Below are 16,863 nucleotides of genomic sequence, written 5' to 3'. Positions count from 1 at the left end.
TGGATTCTGGAAAAAATTTTTAAAAATTGGCTCAATTTTTAAAAATCATTACGAATAATATAAGTGAGAGGGAAATATGACTGATAAAAAACAACGATTTGTACTATTATTCTTACTGACTTTGTTTCTAGGAGGTTGCAGTCTTTTTACGGATAAAGCCGCTGAGAGAAGAGAAATGATTCAGATTGCAGAAAGCACGAAAATGGAGCGAGCGATAAAACACTTGTTAATCAGTATCGATCCTAAAGCTTTCACTTCAGAAGGAGTCATTCACTCCTATACCCTGATAAAAGGTAAATTGGAATACAACCCAATGGGAGGCATGAATGTTTATCTCGTGATCAATGGCGATAAAAAGTTAACGATCGATACGACTATTCAAATGGAAGATTCAGGACAGTTCGAAGCAGGTAGTTACGGTATTTCAGCAAAATTAGATGATCTGTTAAGTAAAGCAGAAGAGACTGGGAAATAGACTCAATTAGGTAAATACCCCTAATATAGGTAAATAGAAACATTTCTGTATCAAAACCAATATGTTACATTAATAGCTAGTGCTTGTAACGATTTGGCAACATTTTTTAACAAAAGTAACATTTCAGGTATGAATAGAATTTTGTATAATAAATTCTAAGAAACCTGAAGAAAGAATGGGAAGAAGATGAAAAAAAGTAAATTTATTGTATTAGTTATGATACTATTTGGTTTAAGTTTGGGAGGTTGTAGCTTTTTTAATGGACAATCTGCCAAGAAACAAGAAATGATTCAAATCGCAGAGAGTAAGAAAGCAAAAGATGTAATTGAAAATTTATTAAGGCAAGAAGATCCAAACGCATTAACAGATAAAGGAATTATAAAAAGTTACAAGATAAATGAAAATTCATTGAAGTATAATCCAATGGGAGGACTAATAATAAAAGTTATAATCAATGATGATAATAACCTAACAATTACAACAACTTTGACAGAGGAATCAGATGGCAAATTTGAACAAAATGGTTATGTCATCTCAGGAGAATTATCAGATAAATTAAGAGGTAAATAATGGCTTTTGATAAATCATTTTCAGATAAAATAAAGAAAGAAATTGCGTATAAAGAGTATGAGGTAGAAAGCTATAATCAAGATGTACGATTGAAAACGGGAGAATACATTGGTAATGTCGCCCATATTTATGATAGTACCAATGGCAATGAGGAGCAGGTATTCGTTCTTACTAACAATGGCCAAGGCGCGCAACAAAAAGCAGTTCCTTATTCTGCTTCTGATGAAAATCGTGCTCAAATCCATGATGTAACAGTTTTGATGAAGGGATCTGAAACTGAAATAAGTACCCAAAAATTACTCCATGATACATTTACAGATTGGGTAGGGACAGACCTGCCAGCAGCTTCCAATATTTTGAACCCTGGTGGTGCGAGCGAGTATGCAACTGAATATGCGAAGAAGTATGCGCGTGATAAGGCTAAAGATGATTTTAACAATTTTGTAGAAGCTTTTGAAGATGCGGTTGTTCCTAATTCTGTTAGGCTTCCGCCGGATGCCACGCCCTTTGGCAGGTTTATGAAAAAAGCGCTGGACAATCCTGTCAGCAATTTCATACAGGAAAAAGCATCAGATGCGGTCGGCTTTTTTGCAGAAAGAACAGCCGAAGAACAAGTTAAATTTCCTGCTTTAGTGGGAGCTGCTTTTTTAAAAAAATACAATGATGAAAACGGGACTTTCCCGCCTCCGCAGTTTAAAGATGCTGCAGCTCATTTGAAAGAGGTGATCCGAAAATATCCCAATGCCAAGATTGATCTATACGGTCACTCTCTGGGTTCTATGAATATTCAGTATGCGCTTGCCTGTTTGACGGAAGAGGAAGCTTCTCATATTGGGACCGTACACCTATATAATGGCCCTAATGCCTATCCTATCCTAACACCCGAGCAAAAAGCGCGTATAGATGCGCTGAAGTACAAAATCTACAACCACATTGACCATAAAGATTTGGTTAGCTTGGGCTATCAGGATTCTGGAAGCAAGGAATCCAGTGGGATTGTCAAGCACCTCAAAACTAATGATTTAAAAAATACTGGCCTGCAACATATGATGCATGGTTATATCTATGATAAGAATGGAAATTTGGTTCTTGAAAAGGGAACGGAAGCCATCACTCGCAAGGAAATCATTGAAGAGCGGATGAAGGTTTACTATCGCCTAAAAGATAAATTACAAAAAACAGGTGGTGGACTGAGCTCAAGTGAACGGATCTATCTGGATGCTTTGCAGGCGCGCTTGGCTTCTGATGAATTGATTCGAGTAGTGGATGAGGGGCTGGAGCAAGCTCAAAAATCTAAGGTACAGCTGGATACGGATTTAGAAGCTTTGGAGAAAGTATTACAGACCGTTCCGAAAGGCTTCATTCTCAATCTTGCGGAAGTAGAAGAGGCTTATGCACAGGCTGGTGCAACAAGGCAAACAGTTGTCACTGAAGTAAGAGAAAGGTTTGACAATCGTTTGGCTGCATATCAGTCCTTATCGAATGAATTCCATGCATTAAACGAGCAAGTGAATGCAGGAATTGAGCTATTAAAAGAAAAAGATCAAGAAATAGCAGGAGAAATGAACCAGTGGGAACAACTAACTTATTAATTTCATCTACTCTTTCGAAAAAGGAAAAGAAACTAGCTCACTTGGAAAGAGAGTTTCAAAAAGCGCGCTTGGAGTTAGATGAAAAGCGTTGCTTAGTAGAAAGAAAACAGCAGCTCTTCACCCAGATGCTGGAAGAAGAGTATACGATGGCGGCTTCTTTTTTACAAGAGCAGGATGCAGATGTCAGTTGTGGATGGGAGTCCCTCCATCGCTGTATCGAAGAGTATGATCTCGAAGCTAGAGAAACTGCACAAGTAGCTTTAAAACAGATCGAAATCGAGGAAGAGAATTTATGGCAATCCTACCGGAAAGATAGACGCCAACTGGAAGAGGAGTTTGCACAAGATAAAGTTTCATAGTTTTCATAGTATAGAAGAGGAGGAAGTATGGGTGATAGTCCAGTCAAAGATTTCTTTGATTTAGATATGAAAGATAAGATGAGGATCATCGAAAGCCGAAAGAAACTTGAAAAAGATTTAATCCGTGTTGTCTATGCGCCCGTTTTATTGACCTGCAAGGCAGGAGTTGAGAAACGTTACAATGATGGATTGACTGCGATTACAACAGTAGCCGAAGAAGACGTCCAGGTCGTTGGAAAGCAACTGGATCAGTCCATGGTGGGTCAATTTGCTAAAGATGTACAGACGTCTATTCAAGAAAAAGCTGGTAAATTTAAATCTATCTAGCCAAGAACTTCTATTTAAATATGGAATCTGGAGTGACTCCAGATTTTTTTAAAAAATTTTTAAAAATTATGTAAAAAAGTGTTGACAAAGAAATCAGTCTACGTTATAATAATTTATGTAAACAAAAAGAGGTTGAAAAACCTACTGGTTTACAAGATCAATAGTGGAAAGGAGATGGTAATATGCTATTTCCAGAATTAAGACAACTAATTGATAAAAGGAAAATAGAAACTGTTAGCCTGTAGGGCTATTATTAAATAAATGAATTAAAATTATGTAAACAATCGAATAGCAGCCAATTGGTCTGCTAATTTTCAAGAATGAATTAAAATTATGTAAATTAGAGGTATACAATATGAATAACAACTTTAACAATATGGATGATCTTTTCAATCAACTAATGGGAAACATGGGTGGTTTCCGTTCTGAAAGCCGTCGCTACATGATTAATGGTCGTGAAGTGACACCAGAAGAATTCGCTATCTACCGTCAAACTGGTCAACTTCCAAATGAAGGAAGTGAGCAAGTGCAACACCATCAAGGTAAAGGAATGAAACAAGATGGGATCCTTGCAAAACTTGGCCGCAACTTGACCGAAGAAGCACGTGAAGGAAAATTGGATCCGGTTATCGGACGCAATAAAGAAATTCAAGAAACGGCTGAAATCTTGTCTCGTCGTACCAAGAACAACCCTGTCCTTGTAGGGGATGCCGGTGTTGGTAAAACAGCAGTTGTAGAAGGTTTGGCACAAGCTATTGTGAACGGGGATGTTCCAGCTGCTATCAAGAATAAAGAAATCATCTCGATTGATATTTCTGGTCTAGAAGCTGGTACGCAATACCGTGGTAGCTTTGAAGAAAATATTCAAAATCTTATCCAAGAAGTCAAAGCTATGGGAAATGTTATTCTCTTCTTTGATGAAATCCATCAAATCCTTGGTGCAGGTAGCACAGGTGATGGTCAAGGCTCTAAAGGTCTTGCGGATATCATCAAACCTGCTCTTTCACGTGGGGAATTGACAGTCATTGGGGCAACTACTCAAGATGAATACCGTAACACCATCTTGAAGAATGCAGCTCTTGCTCGTCGTTTCAACGAAGTGAAAGTCAATGCTCCATCAGCTGAAGATACTTTCAAGATTCTCCAAGGGATCCGTGATCTTTATGAAAAACACCACAATGTCATCTTGCCAGATGAAGTTTTGAAAGCAGCGGTTGATTATTCGATCCAATACATTCCACAACGTAGCTTGCCTGATAAGGCCATTGACTTGGTCGATGTGACAGCTGCTCACTTGGCAGCCCAACATCCAGTAACAGATGTCCATGCTGTGGAACATGAAATTGAAGAAGAAAAAGCTAAACAAGAAGCTGCAGCTGCTAAAGAAGATTACGAAGCAGCTCTTAATGCAAAAGTTCGTATCGAAGAACTTGAAAAGAAAATTGAAAACCATACGGAAGACCATAAAGTAACGGCAACAATCAACGATGTGGCTGAATCTGTAGAACGGATGACGGGTATTCCAGTGTCACAAATGGGTGCAACTGATATCGAACGTTTGAAAGATATGGGTCACCGTTTGCAAACTAAGGTTATCGGTCAAGATAAAGCCGTTGAAGCAGTGGCACGTGCCATCCGTCGGAACCGTGCAGGATTTGACGAAGGGAACCGCCCAATCGGTAGCTTCCTCTTTGTAGGTCCGACTGGTGTTGGTAAAACTGAGTTGGCTAAACAATTGGCTCTTGATATGTTCGGAACCAAAGATGCCATCATCCGTTTGGATATGTCAGAATACAGCGACCGTACAGCCGTTTCTAAATTGATTGGTACAACAGCTGGTTATGTTGGTTACGATGACAACAGCAATACCTTGACAGAACGTGTTCGCCGTAACCCATACTCAATCGTTCTTCTCGACGAAATTGAAAAGGCGGACCCTCAAGTGATCACCCTTCTCCTTCAAGTTTTGGATGATGGTCGTTTGACTGATGGTCAAGGGAACACTGTAAACTTCAAGAACACTGTTATTATCGCCACTTCAAACGCAGGTTTTGGCTATGAAGCTAACTTGACAGAAGATGCGGATAAACCAGAACTCATGGATCGTTTGAAACCTTACTTCCGTCCAGAATTCTTGAACCGTTTCAACGCTGTTATTGAATTCTCACACTTGAGCAAGGAAGACCTTTCTAAGATTGTTGATTTGATGTTGGTAGATGTCAATAAGACCCTTTCTAAGAAAGAAATCGACTTGGCAGTGAGCGATGCAGCTAAAGAATACATGACTGAAGAAGGTTATGATGAAGTGATGGGTGTTCGTCCACTCCGTCGGGTAGTTGAACAACAAATCCGTGACAAAGTCACAGACTTCCACTTGGATAACTTGGATGCCAAACATCTTGAAGCTGACATGGAAGATGGTGTCCTTGTGATCAGAGAAAAAGACACAAAGAAGGAAGAAAACACTGATAAACAAGCAGACTAAGGCGAATTAGTTTGTGAAAAATAGAGGCTGCTATCATATAGCAGTCTTTATTTTTTCTTCCCACCTGGGGGAAATTATTCGCCGTATAAGGCCAAAATCCTCCTATTTGGGCTAAAAAAACATCAATAATTAGTGAAATTAATCCAATTTGAGCAAAATTATTAATAAATAAAGAAAATAAGTATATAATCTATACAAGAATAAAATTTGAGGAATGGAAGTAAGATGAGCAATACAATTGATATCTACTCAACTCCCGAATACAGAAAAGTGGAAGCCGTTGTTCAACTGATGGTTGATGGTCGCTTGACGAGCTATCGTGTCGCAACTGAAACAAACATCAGCAAAATGAGCTTGGCGACTTTGACGAAGGGAACGAGTAAAATCAAAAATATTACCTATCAAACGGCTTTGGCCTTGATTGATTGGTATGATGAGAATCATGAAAAGTATGGCATTACGATTGACTAGTCAGTAGCCCACTTTTCGTGGTTTTTTTCTTTTTCATCAAAACTTGCCTCCTCTCTGAGACTGGAGCCTGATTTTGCTTGAAGAGGATGGGAAAACTTGAAAAGACGGGCGAAATTTGATATAGTATAGCATATATGAAAATTAAAGGAGAAACATATGCAAGGCGGAAGTTTGCTAATTATGCTCGTTCTTATGGTCGGTTTGATGTACTTCATGAGCCGTAGCCAAAAGAAACAGTACCAAAAACGGATGGAAAGTTTGAATAAACTTCAAAAAGGAAATGAAGTCATCACGATTGGTGGCTTGTACGGAACCATCGATGAAGTCGACACAGACCGCAAGACCGTTGTCTTGGATGTTGATGGTGTCTACCTGACCTTTGAATTGGGAGCGATCAAAACAGTTCTTCCTGTATCAGAAGGGATTTCAGCTACTGCTACAGAAGGTGCTAGCTCAGATGCCGATTCAGCCATCGAAGAATAATCATTAAAGAAGAGGCAAGGGCCTCTTTTTTGGTGGGCAAATAGGACGATGTGATGAAGGAAAGTCCTGCTGGTTCAAAAAAGAGGCCAGAGTCCCTATTTTATGGGGATTTATGGTATAATGAAGCGATAAATATTGAAATAGGTAGAAAAACATGTTTCGTTTTAAGAAAAAAGAAAAAATCGAGATACCTTTAGAAGTCCCGAAACACATTGGGATCATTATGGATGGCAATGGTCGCTGGGCGAAAAAGCGGATGCAACCGCGTGTCTTTGGTCATAAGGCGGGGATGGAAGCTCTCCAAGAAGTGACCATTGCAGCAAAAAATATGGGGGTACAGGTCTTGACGGTCTATGCCTTTTCTACGGAAAACTGGACACGCCCTGAAGATGAAGTCAAGTTCATCATGCACTTGCCGGTCGAATTTTATGATCGTTTTGTCCCCGAATTGCATCGCAACAATGTCAAGATTCAAATGATCGGTGATACCAAGAAATTACCAAAAGAAACGCTAGAGGCTTTGGAAAGAGCAGAAGCGATGACCCATCTCAATACAGGCTTGATCCTGAATTTCGCACTCAATTATGGTGGGCGTGCAGAGATCACTCAGGCCGTGAAGCAGATCGCCCAAGAGGTCTTGGATGCGAAGTTTAGCCCAGAAGATATCACAGAAGAGATGATCGCTGATTCTCTCTATACCGAGAGTTTGCCACGCGTCCTAAGGGATCCGGATTTGATTATCCGTACCAGCGGAGAGATCCGTTTGAGTAATTTCCTTCCTTGGCAGGCCGCTTATAGTGAGTTGTATTTCACAGATGTGATGTGGCCAGATTTTGGAGAGGAAGCACTAAGAAGTGCCATAGTAGAATATAGCCATCGCCATCGGAGATTTGGTGGTGTTTAGGAGAAGATGATGACGAAAGATTTACAAAAACGTGTGATTTTTGGAGGAATTGCCCTGCTCTTTTTCATTCCAACAGTAATGGTTGGAGGGGTATTCTTCCAGATTGTGATTGGCTTGATCGCCATGCTAGGGGTTCATGAATTGCTCAAGATGAAGGGGCTTGAGACAGCGACCTTTGAAGGAGCGCTAGCCATGTTAGCGGCCTTCGTTTTGACCTTGCCGATCGAGGACTACCTCCCTTACCTTCCAGCAGATGGCAATATGATTGCCTATGGTCTGGTTGTCTTGATTCTCATGGGAACAACTGTTCTTGCTCAGAATTACAATTATGAAGATGTGGTCTACCCCATTGCCTCCAGCTTTTATGTTGGACTTGGTTTCCATTCCTTAGTAGATGCGCGAATCGCTGGTATTGATAAGGTCTTATTGGCCCTCTTTATTGTCTGGGCTACAGATTCAGGTGCTTATCTGGTAGGAAGCCGGTTTGGGAAACGCAAGCTCATGCCTGCGGTTTCTCCTAATAAAACGATTGAGGGCAGTCTTGGGGGAATCTTGTCTGCAGTTGCGGTAACTGTGATCTATATGATCGTGGATCGCTCTGTGGCAGGTGGACATGGTTTTCTTGCTATGATCTTCTTTACCATCCTCTTTAGTATTTCAGGTCAGTTTGGAGATCTGGTAGAGAGTGCGATTAAACGCCACTTCGGTGTGAAAGATTCTGGGAAATTTATTCCAGGACATGGTGGTGTTCTAGACCGCTTTGATAGTTTGATTTTTGTCTTTCCCTTGATGCATTTCTTGGGCTTATTCTAAGACAGAAGTGATAGAAAGGAAACCACATATAGAACGATGCAGTTTATTGCCTTTATTGTTATTTTTGGAGTGATCGTTCTCGTTCACGAGTTTGGTCATTTCTATTTTGCAAAAAAATCGGGCATCCTGGTGCGAGAATTCTCGATCGGGATGGGTCCAAAGATCTTTGCCCATATTGGTCAAGATGGAACAGCTTATACCATTCGCATTCTACCTTTAGGTGGCTATGTTCGTATGGCTGGCTGGGGTGAGGATACAACTGAGATTAAAACCGGAACGCCTGTCAGCTTGACGCTAAATGAGGCTGGTAAGGTCGTCCGGATCAATCTTTCAGGAAAGAATCTGGATCAGACAGCCCTTCCTATGAATGTCACCCAGTTTGACTTTGAAGACAAACTGGAAATTACGGGCTTGGTTCTCGATGAGACCAAGACCTATAGTGTTGATCATGATGCGACCATCGTTGAGGAAGATGGGACGGAAGTGCGGATTGCACCGAGAGATGTTCAGTATCAGAATGCCAGCATTTGGGGACGGTTGATCACCAACTTTGCGGGTCCTATGAACAACTTTATCCTCAGTATTGTCGTCTATTCACTCTTAGCCTTTATGCGCGGTGGTGCGATTGACTACTACAGCAACAATGTTCAGGTGGCACCCGATGGGGCGCTGGCTAAGGTCGGTGTCAAAAGCAACGTTCAGATCCTTCAAGTCAACAACGATACCGTTAGCAACTGGGATGAGCTGACAGACGCTGTTGAGAAAGCAACCAAGGATAGCAAGACGGCTCCTGAATTGACCCTGAAGGTCAAGACAGACGGCCAAGAAAAAGAAGTCAAAGTAAAGCCAACCAAGTCAGGGAATCGTTACTATTTGGGTGTGACAAATGGCCTCAAGACAGGATTTGTGGATAAACTCTTGTCTGGTTTTACAGATACCTGGAATACAGCGACACGGATTTTGGGAGCTTTGAAAGATATCATTTTCCACTTTAGTCTCAATAAACTGGGAGGTCCGGTCGCCATCTACAATGCCAGCTCACAAGCTGCTCAATTAGGGATTCCAGCAGTCTTGTCTCTTATGGCCATGCTCTCTATTAATATTGGGATCTTCAATCTAATCCCGATTCCAGCTTTGGATGGAGGAAAAATCTTGATCAATTTGATCGAGGTCGTCCGGAGAAAGCCACTGAAACAAGAAGTAGAAACCTATATGACGCTTGCAGGTGTAGCTGTAATGGTTATTTTGATGATTGCTGTCACCTGGAATGATATTATGAAATTATTTTTGAAATAGAAAAGGATATTGTCCATGAAACAAAGTAAAATGTTGATTCCAACGCTTCGCGAAATGCCAAGCGATGCTCAAGTCATTAGCCATGCTTTGATGTTGCGTGCAGGTTATGTTCGCCAAGTCTCAGCTGGTGTCTATTCTTATCTGCCATTAGCAAATCGAGTGATTGAAAAAGCAAAAGGCATCATGCGCCAAGAATTTGAAAAAATTGGAGCAGTAGAAATGCTTGCTCCAGCACTTTTGAGTGCGGATCTCTGGCGTGAATCTGGTCGTTACGAAACTTACGGGGAAGACCTTTATAAGTTGAAAAACCGTGAAGGCTCTGACTTTATCTTAGGTCCAACTCACGAAGAAACTTTTACCGCTATTGTGCGCGACTCCGTAAAATCTTACAAACAATTGCCGTTGAATCTCTACCAAATTCAACCAAAATACCGCGATGAAAAACGCCCACGGAACGGTCTTCTTCGGACCCGTGAATTCATCATGAAAGATGGTTATAGCTTCCATGCTAACTACGATAGCTTGGATGTCACTTACGATGAATACAAAGCAGCTTATGAGCGGATCTTCACCCGCAGTGGCATCGACTACAAAGCCATCATCGGTGATGGTGGTGCCATGGGCGGAAAAGATAGCCAAGAGTTTATGGCTGTTACACCTGCTCGTACAGACTTGGATCGTTGGATTGTTTTAGACAAATCAGTGGCTTCCTTTGATGAGATCCCAGCAGAAGTCCAAGAAGAAATCAAAGCAGAATTGCTCAAATGGATGGTCTCTGGTGAAGATACCATTGCCTATTCAAGTGAATCAACCTATGCTGCGAACTTGGAAATGGCTACTAACGAATACAAGCCAAGTAACCGTGTCGTAGCGGAAGAAGAAGTGAAGCGCGTGGAAACACCAGGTGTCAAATCGATTGATGAAGTAGCTGCATTCTTGAATGTTCCAGAAGAAGCTACTATCAAGACTTTGGTTTACATCGCAGATGGTGAGCCTGTTGTTGCCCTTCTCGTAGGTAATGATCAGCTCAATGAAGTGAAGTTGAAAAACCACCTCGGCGCAGACTTCTTTGAACCTGCAACCGAAGTGGAAGTAAAAGAATTATTGGGAGCTGATTTTGGCTCTCTCGGTCCAGTTGATCTTCCTGAAAATGTTAAGATTATCGCAGACCGCAAGGTCCAAGACAGCCGTAATGCAGTAGTCGGTGCCAATGAAACAGGCTACCACTTGACTGGTGTCAACCCAGGACGTGACTTTACTGCAGAATACGTCGATATCCGTGAAGTTCGTGAAGGCGAGATCTCACCAGATGGGAAAGGGGTCTTGAACTTTGCACGTGGGATCGAAATCGGTCACATTTTCAAACTCGGCACACGCTACTCCGCTAGCATGGGAGCAGATGTCTTGGACGAAAACGGTCGTGCGGTTCCAATCATCATGGGCTGCTACGGGATCGGTGTCAGCCGTCTTCTTTCAGCCGTTATGGAGCAACATGCACGCCTCTTTGTCAATAAGACTCCAAAAGGGGAATACCGTTACGCTTGGGGAATTAACTTCCCTAAAGAATTGGCGCCATTTGATGTGCATTTGATTCCAGTCAATGTTAAAGATGAAGCGAGTCTTGCTTTGACCGATCGGATCGAAGAAGCCTTGGTGAATAAAGGCTATGAAGTCTTGGTGGATGACCGAAATGAACGCGCTGGTGTCAAATTCAGCGATAGTGATTTGATTGGACTTCCAATCCGCGTAACAGTTGGTAAAAAAGCAGCTGAAGGTATCGTAGAAGTGAAAATCAAAGCGACAGGAGATACCATTGAAGTTCATGCGGACAATCTCCTTGAAACTCTTTCAATCTTGAACAAATAAGAAAAAGCTTTCTGAGCCCTCACCAGTGTGGTGATGAAACTCAGGAAGCTCTTTTTATTTTTCTTCTTTGAGACCTTGATCTTTGAAATAGGTAAAGAGATCTTGAGGTTTGCCATTGAGGTATTTCTTGAACTCGGCTCTTTCTTCCTCCCCTTGATCTCCGTAGATGGTAGCAAACTCATCTTTCTTGATTTTTGAGAAGTCAGCCTGTAAGACTTTAGCATAGGATTGTTTATCTTTTGAAATTTGAATGCGGAAGCTAAGTCCAGGCTTACCATTTAAGGTTTTATAGATATCGCTATGTTCTAATTCTTCTTGGTAGATTTCCTTTAATTCAGGAAGATCCATGTCTTGCAAATCTGAGGAAATGGGTTCAAAACTAAGGAAAGTAAAAGAGACAATTTCCTCATTCTTGTAGCCAATTTGAATTTTGTTTTGGTGGTGATCACCGAGGTCACTAACAAAGGTCTTGGTTTGGACTTGCTCCTTTTTGTTTTGAGTGGCCTCTTGTTTGGAAGAAGCGGCAGTAGTTCCTTTGCCTTGTTGGCCTTGGCTACAAGCGGTAAGAGCTAGTAGACAGACAGAGGCAAGTAGAAATTTTTTCATATATACTCCTTATAGGTTAATGGTGTTCGATCTTGTATGAAACAAGTTTTGAACAGGTTTCATTATACGATAAAAGTTTTAAAAATGAAAAAATATACAAAAATCTTCAAAATTTGCTTTTAAAAACACCTAAAATCAACAATTTTTATCTATGTGTTGAGTTAATATAAAAGGACAGAGTGTCTTCTTTTCTTCTCAGAAATAATACTAGTTGGAGACTACTGGGGCAAGGAATTCAGAAAATATATTACAGATTTATGACAAAATGTTACACAATTGTAACAAAGTTACAATGTTTTATCAGTTAGCCCTCTAAACTTGACATTCTGGCAATATTTCATTAAGATATTTTTAAGTAAATAATACAAACAGGGAGCAAAAGGTAAAATATACAGTTATCTGGCATTTTACTAATTCGTACTAAAATGTATTGTTTATGAAAAAAATATAAGGGTATCAGCCCAAAAGGAGAAACATATGGCTCAAATTAAATTAACTCCAGAAGAACTACGTCAATCAGCACAACGCTATGCACAAGGTTCTCAAGAAATCGATCAAATCCTTAACACTTTGACTCATGAACAACAAGTCATCGACGCAAACTGGGATGGATCTGCATTTGATAGCTTTGAAGCACAATTCAACGAATTGTCTCCAAAAATCAAACAATTCGCTCAATTGTTGGAAGACATCAACGCTCAATTGATCAAAGTTGCTGATATCGTTGAACAAACTGACCAAGATATCGCTGCACAAATCCACTAAGATAGTCTTGGAGGTGATCTTACTTCTTGTAGGTAGATCACCCTTTTGTCTTTTGATATATAGAAAATAGGGGTTAGATTTTTAATTCCTAACCCCTATTTTGTATCTATGAATTAGAAAAAGGAAAAGGTATGGAAGTTAAAAATAAAAAATGGTTAAAATACATCGGTCAGAGTGCGGTTGTGCTCCTTTTGATGGGATCTGTAGTGGGTCTTTATACGACGGTTCAAAAGGACCAAAAGCAAAACGAAGCCAAGACCGTGCAAACGACAGAAAACACCAAGCTCAACATTGCGGTTGTCAATGAAGACAAGGCGGTCAAACTGAATGATAAAGAATACAACCTTGGGGCTAGCTATGTAAAGAATATCGAACGGGATAATTCACAAAACTGGTCTGTACTCCCTCGTGGAGCCGCTGAGTCAGGGCTTGCAGATGGCAAGTACCAATTGATGATTGTCATTCCAAGTGACTTCTCAGAGAAGGTCTTGGAAGTGAACGCGGTTAATGCAGAGAAGACAACTGTGACGTATAAGGTCAATGCGGCTGGAAATTCTCAGGTTGAAAACGAGGCCAATAAAGTCGCTAAAGATATTGTTTCAGACTTGAATAGCCAGTTGGTTGATATGTATATGGTTAGCATTTTGAGCAACCTTTATACAGCTCAGAAGAACGTGGAAACAAGTAACAAAATCCAATCGACCAACATTGGTTCATACCGAAGCAACTTGCTGGATTCGGCCTTGGATTCCAAGAATATCTTTCCAAGTCTCTATAGCTTGTCTACGTCTTCTGTCGAGTCGAATAATGCCTTGAAGACAGTCCTTGAGTCTTATACACAGGCTTTTGATCAATTGACCCAATCTCAGGATCAGTACGGTCAAAACTTCGACACATTGATCAAGCAACGCTCTGAGGATAAGATCAGCCATGAAGAGTTCATGAACCAGCTGATGTCTATGAACCAGTCTGTTGTCAGTGAAAAGACCCAAGAGTTGTATAAGAATCTACAACAAAACCAAGAAGCAATTACCAAACAATTGAGTCAACCAACTGAAACAGAAGGAGATGCTTCAGGGACCAAGACCTATGCAGGCTTGACAAAAGATGTGAATGATCGTGTGGCAGACCTCGAAAAAGGGATCAAGGCAGAACGCGACAAATTAGATGAGCACGAAAAGAACATCGAGTCTTCTGTAAAAACGAAGATCCTTGACTATTATGGTCTAAAAGAAGGAGACAAAGTCACTCTTCGTACCTTGCTTGGAAAACCAAAAATCGAAACTATCAGCAAGGCTCGAGATAAAGCGGATGATGACATTCGTCAAGCGATTGAAAAACTTCCGTCTTTAGACCCTGCTAGTCTTAATCTGAATAAGTATGGGAATCTCAACGCAGCGATTAATTTTGATAGTGCTTTTGCTGGAACGAAGGCGCAAGCAAAAGGGAATGCCGATGAATTAAAACGATTGGCTGCAGAAGTGGATGCCAAATCAACGGCAGTTGCGGATGTCCTCAATGCTAAATCTGGAAAACAGAAGGTTAGCATCCAAGTGCCAGCAGGAGTCAAGGTTGATACTTGGACCTATGATGGACATACTTATGCAGGTAGCGGCGAGCAGGAAGTCGAACTGAAAGATGGCAAACAAATTCAAATTCACCTTGTTGAAGATGGAGGAGCTATGCCAAGCGCGATTGATGTTGAAGTCCTTGTGAATGGAGTTTCTTCAACCAGTGTGACCGTATCTGCAGAAGATTTGAAAACAGCTGTCGCTAACTATGCATCGAAAGCTAGTGAAATCGCCTTGGATTATCAACGCGCAGGAGCATTGATCGATGCCTACTATCCAGAAGATGAAAAGGGAGATCGTCATTCGCTCTATGATCCAATCGAAGATATGGATTTGACAAACGCTTTGGTCGACATCGTGAAGGCTGCTGTTTCAAGTAACATGAAGGACTACCGTAAGAGTATTGAAACGGATGAATCTGGGGATGCAACGAAGAGTGTGAAAGCCCAGTTAGATGGTACACTCCAACAGTTGCAAGACTTGGGACCACAATTGCAGGCCAATCTTCAAGCGATCGAAAACACCAACAAGGATCTAACCCAAAATATCAACGATCAATTGACGCAATATGCAGAGCTTCAAAAACGTTTAGAAGAGATCTCAAAATCACAAGAAACAGTGACACAGGCTCAAACCAAGACCGATGCAGATTTGTCAGCCCTTGGTTCTGAATACACGTCATTATTGAGCTCGACAGAAGGCGTTAAGAGCTCATCTCGTAGCAATGTAGAAGCTGCTAACTCTACCAATGAAATCTTTAGTCAATTGAACAAAGAATTGGAAAAAGCCCAAGGCAATACAGAGAAATTGTCTAGCAATGCAGAGAGCTTGATGGGTGAATTCGACAAGGAATTGTCTGAAAACGGGAACTTCGTCGAAGCCTTCCGTAAGGTCTTCAACAATGCCTATGAAAACGGAGTGCCGAATGAAGTCTTGCTTGACTTCTTGTCAAATCCAGTTGCAGAGAAATCGTCTTCTGTGAAAGCGACCATCAACGTCTACCGTCCATTTATCTGGATCTTTATGTTGGAAGTCTTGAGCCTCTTTACAGCTTATCTCTTTGCGACTCAGCCAATCATCCGTAAGGTTAAGGATCGTTTCAAATTGGATCGCTTGCAAGAATCAGATCTCTTGTCTGTCGGTGTCCTTGTGGGACTTTCTCTCATCCTTGGACTGGTGATCGGAATGATTTCAAGTATTCAACTCTCTGTTGGTCGTGAATATGTACCTTCATGGGTATTCTTAGCGGTTCTAGCAAGCTTTGTCTTGGTACAACTGCAATACCTTCTCTTGAAACACTTCCGTGTGATTGGAATGGGACTGGCCTTCTTCATGTTGATCAGCTATGTCTACCTATCAAGTGCGATCGGAACGACCGCGACCTTGTCAGGCCTTCCAGCACTGGTGAAAAATGTTAACCTCCTTTCTATTTTAGAAGGACAGTTTGCGGGTTACTTTGATGGACAAACAGCCGGTATCGGCGTCTTCTTCGGATTGTTGGTCTTCTTCGGACTTTTGGCGGTTGCCAATATCTTCATTCCAAAGAAGTTTACTCAAACAAAGGAAATTGAATCAAGCTTATGAAAAAAATGATGTATCTTCTCTTTGTCTTTAGTCTCATTCCAGTAGTTGCTGTTTCTGCAGATGATTTTATTGATAATCGTCTGCAGGTCAACAACTCACGTCTTGAGACAGAGAAGGAAAAGACACTTGGGGGCCAATTGGATGCGACTGAGTCTCTTTTCAATGAGAAGGATCAGAAAAAAATAGCAGATGAAAAACGCAAGCAAGAGAAACAATTGACCGATTCAGACGGCCAGTTGTTTTCTGCTATAAAGGGAAAGAAAAAAACAGGGCCTGAAGCGGACCTGTTCCAGCCTGAAAATCAAAAATTATCTAAATTTGAGTCCAATGTGGAGGACAATTCGGCTAGTTTGTCGGATTTTATTCCAGCCTTGCAAATGCTGGCTTGGAGTGTCCTTCTCTTTGGGATTGCTGGCTACATTTCCTATCGAATCTATAGAAAAGAGGCCTAAATGGACCAACATATCAATGTCACCTTCCGTATGAATGGTGCAAGCCATGACCTCCGAATCCCAACACGGATGGAGGTGCGACGCTTGATTCGGGAATTGGATCAGATCTTTGGGTCTGCCATGGAACCTAGAAGCAAGTATCAGTTGCGCGTGGTAAATAAGGGCATCTTGCTGGATGAAGGCAAGGTGGTACAAGAGTATCCGATCACGAGTGGTGATCTGATCGAGATTGAGGAGTGGTAAG

General features: G+C 41.2%; 17 protein-coding genes. 16 read left to right on the top strand and 1 reads right to left on the bottom strand.

From position 1 onward, the window contains the following. The first annotated feature begins 76 nt into the window (after positions 1-76). The 12 genes from WKT08_RS09155 to WKT08_RS09100 all read left to right on the top strand — a co-directional run bounded on the left by WKT08_RS09155 (position 77) and on the right by WKT08_RS09100 (position 11,641). Positions 77-475 (top strand): DUF1310 family protein, encoded by a 399-nt coding sequence (locus WKT08_RS09155; RefSeq protein ID WP_049514941.1) that lies wholly within the window; start codon positions 77-79, stop codon positions 473-475. A gap of 186 nt (positions 476-661) precedes the next feature. Then, complete coding sequence (locus WKT08_RS09150; protein ID WP_340281571.1) at positions 662-1,045, top strand: DUF1310 family protein; 384 nt, start codon at positions 662-664, stop codon at positions 1,043-1,045. Continuing rightward, positions 1,045-2,637: a hypothetical protein gene (locus WKT08_RS09145; RefSeq protein ID WP_340281569.1), complete on the top strand. Its 1,593-nt coding sequence runs from the start codon at positions 1,045-1,047 to the stop codon at positions 2,635-2,637. The genes WKT08_RS09150 and WKT08_RS09145 overlap by 1 nt, the downstream gene beginning before the upstream one ends. Beyond that, complete coding sequence (locus tag WKT08_RS09140; RefSeq protein WP_340281568.1) at positions 2,616-2,996, top strand: type III secretion protein; 381 nt, start codon at positions 2,616-2,618, stop codon at positions 2,994-2,996. Before WKT08_RS09145 ends, WKT08_RS09140 begins: the two co-directional genes overlap by 22 nt. 27 nt (positions 2,997-3,023) lie before the next feature. After that, a complete protein-coding gene (locus tag WKT08_RS09135) occupies positions 3,024-3,323 on the top strand; it encodes a hypothetical protein (RefSeq protein ID WP_340281566.1) in 300 nt (99 codons plus the stop codon). Between the two features lie 355 nt (positions 3,324-3,678). Continuing rightward, on the top strand, positions 3,679-5,808 hold the full coding sequence (locus tag WKT08_RS09130; RefSeq protein ID WP_070845809.1) for an AAA family ATPase: 2,130 nt from the start codon (positions 3,679-3,681) through the stop codon (positions 5,806-5,808). A 225-nt stretch (positions 5,809-6,033) separates the two neighbouring features. Next, entirely contained in the window at positions 6,034-6,279 is a 246-nt protein-coding gene (locus tag WKT08_RS09125; protein WP_003009969.1) for a hypothetical protein, read from the top strand. A gap of 156 nt (positions 6,280-6,435) precedes the next feature. Beyond that, on the top strand, positions 6,436-6,762 hold the full coding sequence (gene yajC / locus WKT08_RS09120; RefSeq protein WP_003004444.1) for a preprotein translocase subunit YajC: 327 nt from the start codon (positions 6,436-6,438) through the stop codon (positions 6,760-6,762). A gap of 154 nt (positions 6,763-6,916) precedes the next feature. Beyond that, on the top strand, positions 6,917-7,666 hold the full coding sequence (locus WKT08_RS09115; protein ID WP_003009971.1) for an isoprenyl transferase: 750 nt from the start codon (positions 6,917-6,919) through the stop codon (positions 7,664-7,666). 9 nt (positions 7,667-7,675) lie between these two features. Then, a complete protein-coding gene (locus tag WKT08_RS09110; protein ID WP_340281607.1) occupies positions 7,676-8,479 on the top strand; it encodes a phosphatidate cytidylyltransferase in 804 nt (267 codons plus the stop codon). 36 nt (positions 8,480-8,515) lie between these two features. Next, the gene (gene rseP / locus WKT08_RS09105) at positions 8,516-9,775 is read left to right on the top strand and encodes an RIP metalloprotease RseP (protein ID WP_049482393.1); all 1,260 of its coding nucleotides are present in this window, start codon (positions 8,516-8,518) and stop codon (positions 9,773-9,775) included. Between the two features lie 15 nt (positions 9,776-9,790). Next, complete coding sequence (locus WKT08_RS09100) at positions 9,791-11,641, top strand: proline--tRNA ligase (RefSeq protein ID WP_340281558.1); 1,851 nt, start codon at positions 9,791-9,793, stop codon at positions 11,639-11,641. A 54-nt stretch (positions 11,642-11,695) separates the two neighbouring features. On the opposite strand, the gene WKT08_RS09095 is transcribed toward WKT08_RS09100, so the two are convergent. Then, positions 11,696-12,247, bottom strand: coding sequence for a hypothetical protein (locus WKT08_RS09095; protein ID WP_049473082.1), 552 nt, complete (start codon positions 12,245-12,247; stop codon positions 11,696-11,698). Positions 12,248-12,724: 477 nt separating this feature from the next. Here WKT08_RS09095 and WKT08_RS09090 point away from each other — a divergent pair, with 477 nt between their 5' ends. The 4 genes from WKT08_RS09090 (at position 12,725) to WKT08_RS09075 (ending at position 16,862) form a co-directional block, all read left to right on the top strand. Next, a complete protein-coding gene (locus tag WKT08_RS09090; protein WP_031576577.1) occupies positions 12,725-13,012 on the top strand; it encodes a WXG100 family type VII secretion target in 288 nt (95 codons plus the stop codon). A 131-nt stretch (positions 13,013-13,143) separates the two neighbouring features. Beyond that, positions 13,144-16,167: a type VII secretion protein EsaA gene (gene esaA / locus WKT08_RS09085; RefSeq protein ID WP_340281553.1), complete on the top strand. Its 3,024-nt coding sequence runs from the start codon at positions 13,144-13,146 to the stop codon at positions 16,165-16,167. Beyond that, positions 16,164-16,619, top strand: coding sequence for a type VII secretion protein EssA (gene essA / locus WKT08_RS09080; protein WP_340281551.1), 456 nt, complete (start codon positions 16,164-16,166; stop codon positions 16,617-16,619). Before esaA ends, essA begins: the two co-directional genes overlap by 4 nt. Then, positions 16,620-16,862 carry an EsaB/YukD family protein gene (locus tag WKT08_RS09075; RefSeq protein WP_003013697.1) on the top strand — a complete coding sequence of 81 codons (243 nt, stop codon included), beginning with the start codon at positions 16,620-16,622 and terminating at the stop codon, positions 16,860-16,862. It abuts the gene before it with no gap. The last annotated feature ends 1 nt before the right edge of the window (position 16,863 follow it).

This window comes from Streptococcus sp. HCA-5024 (assembly GCF_037890265.1).
Lineage (GTDB): Bacteria > Bacillota > Bacilli > Lactobacillales > Streptococcaceae > Streptococcus > Streptococcus lingualis.
Note: the sequence above shows the minus strand (reverse complement) of the source record. Positions and strands in the feature narration are given on the sequence as shown.